At 72.1% G+C, this 5,823-nt stretch carries 4 protein-coding genes; 2 read left to right on the top strand and 2 right to left on the bottom strand.

Features of this window, described 5'->3' with window-relative positions; all coding sequences use genetic code 11:
* On the bottom strand, positions 1 to 732 hold a 732-nt coding region (gene coaBC, locus FV222_RS15400; RefSeq protein WP_147814971.1), incomplete at its 3' end, for a bifunctional phosphopantothenoylcysteine decarboxylase/phosphopantothenate--cysteine ligase CoaBC.
* Positions 729 to 1,751, bottom strand: a complete 1,023-nt coding sequence (gene senB / locus FV222_RS15395) for a selenoneine biosynthesis selenosugar synthase SenB (RefSeq protein ID WP_147814968.1) — start codon at positions 1,749 to 1,751, stop codon at positions 729 to 731. The genes coaBC and senB, both read right to left, overlap by 4 nt.
* Positions 1,752 to 1,778: 27 nt before the next feature.
* Here senB and senA point away from each other — a divergent pair, with 27 nt between their 5' ends.
* Both senA and FV222_RS15385 read left to right on the top strand, forming a co-directional pair.
* On the top strand, positions 1,779 to 3,068 hold the full coding sequence (gene senA, locus FV222_RS15390; RefSeq protein WP_147814966.1) for a selenoneine synthase SenA: 1,290 nt from the start codon (positions 1,779 to 1,781) through the stop codon (positions 3,066 to 3,068).
* A 312-nt stretch (positions 3,069 to 3,380) separates the two neighbouring features.
* Positions 3,381 to 5,783: an EAL domain-containing protein gene (locus tag FV222_RS15385; protein WP_187277347.1), complete on the top strand. Its 2,403-nt coding sequence runs from the start codon at positions 3,381 to 3,383 to the stop codon at positions 5,781 to 5,783.
* Positions 5,784 to 5,823 lie beyond the last annotated feature (40 nt).

Genomic DNA, 5,823 nt, shown 5'->3' with positions numbered 1-5,823 from the left:
GGCGTGGCCCTGGCGGCCGGACGAGCGGTTGGCGATGAACCGCACCGGGTCGATCGGCTCGTGCGTCGGCCCCGACGTGACGAGCACCCGACGCCCGGCAAGCTGCATCGGTGCCGGGGCCTTGGCGCGCCCGGCGAGGAAGCCGAAGCCCTCCGCCTCGCGCGGCGCCTCGGCCAGCATCGCGGCCACCGCGTCGGCGATCTCCACCGGCTCGGCCATGCGGCCCGGCCCGGTCTCGGGCTCGGCCATCTTGCCGGCGTTGGGGCCGACGACCCGGACGCCGTCGGCGATCAGGGTCGCGAGGTTGCGCCGGGTCGCCGGGTGGGCCCACATCGCCACGTTCATCGCCGGCGCGACCAGGATCGGCAGGGTGGTGGCGAGCAGCACGGTGGAGGCGAGGTCGGGGGCGTGGCCGGTTGCCATCCGCGCCATCAGGTTGGCGGTGGCCGGCGCCACCACCACCGCGTCGGCGTCCCGCGCCAGCTTGATGTGGCCGATCTCGGCCTCGTCGGCCCGGTCGAACAGGTCGGTATGGGCCGGCTGGCCGGCGAGCGCCGCGGCCGCGAGCGGCGTGACGAATTCCTGCGCGCCCTTCGTCAGGAGCGGGCGGACGGTGGCGCCGCGCTCGCGCAGTCGGCGGATCAGGTCGAGGGCCTTGTAGGCCGCGATCCCCCCGCCGACGACGAGGAGAATGCGACGGTTCGCAAGCGGCGACGCGGGGGCTTCACTCATGGCTGCAGGAGTGCCGGTGCGGGACGGGCCGCGTCAATGCCGGACGCCACCCGTGCCCGCGCCGCGGCGGAAGCGCGCTCAACGAGGGCGGACCAGGCCAAGCGCTCGCGGGCCGGGTCGAACGCGTCGGCGCGCGCCGCCCCGTGCGCGCGCAAGCCTTCGAGGAAGTCGGGCTCCCGCTCCGCCCGCAGCATCAGGCCGGCAAGCGCGCCGTGGTCGCCGGGCGGGAAGTAGCCCGGATGGTCGCCCCCGAGCAGGCCGACATTGCCGGGGATCGCAGAGGCGAGGATCGGCAGGCCGGCGACGACCGCCTCCGAGACCACGTTGGCGCCGCCCTCGCTGAGCGAGCTCAGCACCATCAGCCGCCCGCGCCGCAGGAACCGCCTGACGCGCGCACCGGAGACCTCGCCGCGCCAGTCGTAGCGCGGGTTGGCCTGCATCTCGTCCCGGGCGCGCGCCGCCCAGGCGGGGTCGGGGGCGCCGCCGAGCTGGACGACGCGGATGCGGGAGGAAGCGGGCAGGACGCGGGCGGCGATCGCGGCGCGCAGCGGGTCCTTCTCGTCGCGCAGGTGCCCGACGACCAGGATTTCGAAGGCGCGCTTCAGCGCCGGCAGGCGGTCCCCGCCCGCCGGCACGGATTGCACGATCACCGCGAGCTTTTCGCGGTGGCGCGCCGGGATCGACTCGCCGACGAGTTCGTGCAGGCCGACGAGCGCGTCGGCGAGGTCGAGCGAGCGCTGGGTCGTGGCCGGGTCGGCGGCGAGATCGTGGTTGATGTCGGTGCCGGTCAGCGCGACGACGAGGGGGCGCTCCGGGTACGCGCGACGGAACCGTTGGATCGCCGGGGCGCTCTTCCAGGCGTGGAGGGCGATCATCAGGTCGCAGGGCTCGCCGTCATACGCGGTCGCCACCACGACGCGGTGGCCGGCCCCCCGGAGGAAGCCGGCCCAACGCAGGGCCGTCGTGCGGTTGCCGGTCCGCGAGTGGCGGGGTGCGGGCGTGATCAGGATGACGTTCATGGGTCGATCGCTTATCGGACGCACGCCATGACCGACGCCACACAACTCATCGCGATTCTGCAGGACAGCCGCGCCCGGACCCTCGAGCTGGTGGCCGGTCTCGTGCCCGACCAGCTGATCGGGCCGCGCCTCGACATCGTCAACCCGCTGCTCTGGGAGATCGGCCACCTCGCCTGGTTCCACGAGCACTTCATCCTGCGCGCCCTCGACGGCGCCGCGCCGGCGATCGCGGACGCCGACGCGGTCTACAACTCTGCGGTGCTGGCGCACGACGACCGCTGGGTGCGCGCGCTGCCGTCGCTCGCGGACACGCTCGGCTACATGGGCCGCGTCCACGATGCGCTGGTCCGCCGGCTCGACGGCACGCCGACGCGCGAGGAGGCCTACCGCTACCGGCTGACCACCTACCACGAGGACATGCACGGGGAGGCCTTCACCTATTCGCGCCAGACGCTGGGCTATCCGGCGCCGTCCTTCGCCGCCTCGGCCGGCCTCGCCCCCGTCGCAGAAGGGCCGTGGCCGGGCGACGCGGCGATCCCGGGCGGGACCTTCCGGCTCGGCGCCGAGCCGGACGCGGACTTCGTCTTCGACAACGAGAAGTGGGCGCACTCGATCGCGGTCGCACCGTTCAAGATCGCGCGGGCGCCGGTGACCAACGCCGAATTCGCCGCCTTCGTCGAGGCCGGTGGCTATCGCGAGCCGTCGTTCTGGGACGCGGAGGGATGGCGCTGGCGCTGCCGGACCGGAGCCGAGCATCCCGCGCATTGGCAGCGGGACGGAGCGAGCTGGCGCGTTAGCCGGTTCGATGGTGTCGCCGACCTCGCCCCACACCAGCCGGTGGTCCACGTCAGCTGGTACGAGGCCGCAGCCTACTGCGCCTTCGCCGGGCGGCGCCTGCCGACGGAGGCCGAATGGGAGGTCGCAGCCTCGACGGCGCCGGCGCCGGACGGCGCGATCGGCGTCACGAAGTCGCGCTATCCCTGGGGCGAGACTGCACCGGACGCCCGCCTAGCCAACCTCGACGGTGGCCGCCTCGGCTGCGTCGACATCGCCGCCCACGCGGACGGCGACAGCGCCTGGGGCTGCCGGCAGATGCTCGGCAACGTCTGGGAATGGACCGCGAGCGACTTCCTGCCCTATCCGGGTTTCTCGCCCGACGTGTACCGCGAGTATTCCGAGCCGGCCTTCGGCACGCGCAAGGTGCTGCGCGGCGGCGCCTGGATCACCCGCGGCCGCATGGTCGACAACGCCTACCGCAACTTCTTCACGCCGGACCGGCGCGACATCTACGCGGGCTTCCGCACCGCGGCTCGGTGAGCGCCCGCCCTGGAGGCGGGGAAGGCGGTACAGCGACTATGCTTGAGCGGCTGCAATCGAAAGATGATTCGATCGATACGTAATCGCTCCAACGAGCGACGTTGTGCGGCAACGATAATGTCAGTGCCTTTTGGGAGGATCTTGCACGAAAGGTATCTTTAATCGGCCTGCCGGAAAATGATATCAAATATAGACTTACGGTTGTACCTTGCATATCTACTTTCATCTTGAGATCGAAATTCTTCCGAGGATGACCGAGCATCGAAGCCTTCCGGCATGGGGCATGCCTGGCGCGATGTCGGATCCGTCGGCATGTTGACCGTCATCGGTTGCTTCACGGACCAGCACGATCTCCGCCTCGTCGGCCTGGCAGCCGCGATCTGCGCGATCGCGGCGCTGACTGCGATCCGCCTGCTCCGCCACGCCGGCAGCGCCGGCCGCACCCGTCTGACCTGGCTCGTCGTCGCGGCGATCTCCAGCGGCACGGGTATCTTCGCGACCCATTTCATCGCGATGCTGGCCTTCCAGCCGAGCATCCCGAGCGCCTACGACCACGGCCTGACCCTCCTCTCGCTCGTCATCGCGATCTGCCTCACCGGCCTCGGGCTGCGCGTCGCCCTGCTCGGGACACAAGGGGCATCCTGGCTCGGGGGGCTCGTCGTCGGGCTCGGCATCACCGCGATGCACTACACCGGCATGGCGGCCCTCGAGGTGACGGGGCACCTGCGCTGGAACCCGGCCGTCGTCGCCGCCTCGATCGTGGTCGGCGAGCTTTTTTCCGCCGTCGCGCTCTCGACCGCGATCCGGTCCCGATCGCTCACCTCCCTGCTGGCCAGCGCGGCAATCCTGACGCTGGCGATCGGCGCGCACCACACGATCGGGATGGCTGCGGTGACGATCACGGAAAATCCGCTGGCCACCCTGTCGCCGCATGCGATGTCGCCGACGTGGCTCGCCGGCGCGGTGGCGCTTGCCAGCCTCGCCATTTTCGTCCTCACCGCGACGGCTCACGCGCTCAGCCTGCGCGAGCAGCGCCGCGTGCATGGCGAGACCGAGCGCATGCGCGGCCTCGCCAACGCGGCGGTGGAGGGGCTCATCGTCGTGGACGGCCACCGCGTCGTCACGGCCAACGTCAGCTTCGGCCGCCTCGTCGGCCTCGCCGACGCGGCGGTGGCGGGCCTGCCGGTGAGCACCTTCCTCACCGAGGCCAACGCCTGGCAGCGGCTCGCCTGCGCCATGGGGCAGCCGGTCGAGCTCGGCCTGCGCCACGCCGCCGGCGAGATCATCGCGGTCGAGGCGATCCTCCGGCGGATCGACTTCGCGGGCAAGTCGCACCAGGCGCTGGCGGTCCGCGATATCCGCGAGCGTAAGCAGGCCGAGCGGAACATCCAGTACCTCGCCCACCACGACGCGCTGACGGGCCTGCTCAACCGCACCGCCTTCAACGCGGTGCTCGACCGGGCGGTGGCCTCGGCCGTCGAGACCGGCGCCTCGATCGCAGTGCTGTGCCTCGACCTCGACCGCTTCAAGGCCGTCAACGAGCTGTTCGGCCACGCGGCCGGCGACGCGATGCTCGCCCGGGTCGCCCGCTGCGTGACGGGCCTGCTCGGCCCAGACCAGTGCATGGCGCGCCTCGGCGGGGACGAGTTCGCGATCCTCATGGACGGCCAGGCCGGGCCTGACGCGGCCGAGGATCTGGCGAAGACCATCATCGCCGCACTTGCGGCGCAGGCTTCGGACCGGACCGCCGACGCCATGGTCGGGGTCAGCATCGGCATCGCCCTGTGTCCGCAGGACGCCATGGAACGCCAGGACCTGATGGTCCACGCCGACACGGCGCTCTACCGCGCCAAGGCCGACGGCCGGGGCACCTACGGCGTCTTCGAGCCGGAGATGGGCATCGCCGTGCGCGAGCGGCACGGCGTGGAGCGCGACCTCGAATGCGCGCTCGCTCGCGACGAGTTCCACCTCGTCTACCAGAAGCAGGTCGCCGCCGATGGCGGGGCGCTGCTCGGCTTCGAGGCCCTTCTGCGCTGGACCCACCCGGAGCGCGGCCGGGTGCCCCCCGACCTGTTCATTCCGGTGGCCGAGGAGCGCGGGACGATCTCGGCGATCGGGATGTGGGTGCTTCGCACCGCGTGCCGCGAGGCGGCGGGCTGGGAGGCGCCCCTGCGGGTGGCGGTGAACGTCTCCGCGGTCCAGGTGCACGACCCGGCCTTCGCCGCGCAGGTGCTCGCGGTGCTGCTCGAGACCGGACTGCCGGCCGCGCGGCTCGAACTGGAGATCACCGAGACCGCGCTCATCCGCAACTTCGATCGCGCGGTGGCGACGCTGCGGCAGCTCAAGACGCTGGGCGTCGGGATCGCGATGGACGATTTCGGGACGGGCTACTCGTCGCTGGCGAACCTCAGGGCGTTCCCGTTCGACCGGATCAAAATCGACCAGTCGTTCGTGCGCAACGTCGACACGAACGCCCAGACCGCGGCGATCGTGCGCGCCGTCCTCGGCCTCGGCTCCGGCCTGGGCCTGCCGGTGGTGGCGGAGGGCGTCGAGACGGCCGAGGAGCTGGCGTTCCTCAAGGCCGCCGGCTGCGCCGAGGTGCAGGGCTACCTGTTCGGCCGCCCCGCCCCCCTGAACCCGCGCGAGACCGGCATCGTCCCCAAGGCAGACCCACGCCCGGATCAGGCGGCCGGGCCCGGCTGGGCCGCGGCCTGACGGATCGTCCGGCGGGACGCGCTATCGCAAGGCCGCGACC

The organism is Methylobacterium sp. WL103, from assembly GCF_008039885.1.
GTDB classification, from domain to species: domain Bacteria; phylum Pseudomonadota; class Alphaproteobacteria; order Rhizobiales; family Beijerinckiaceae; genus Methylobacterium; species Methylobacterium cerastii.
Note: the sequence above shows the minus strand (reverse complement) of the source record. Positions and strands in the feature narration are given on the sequence as shown.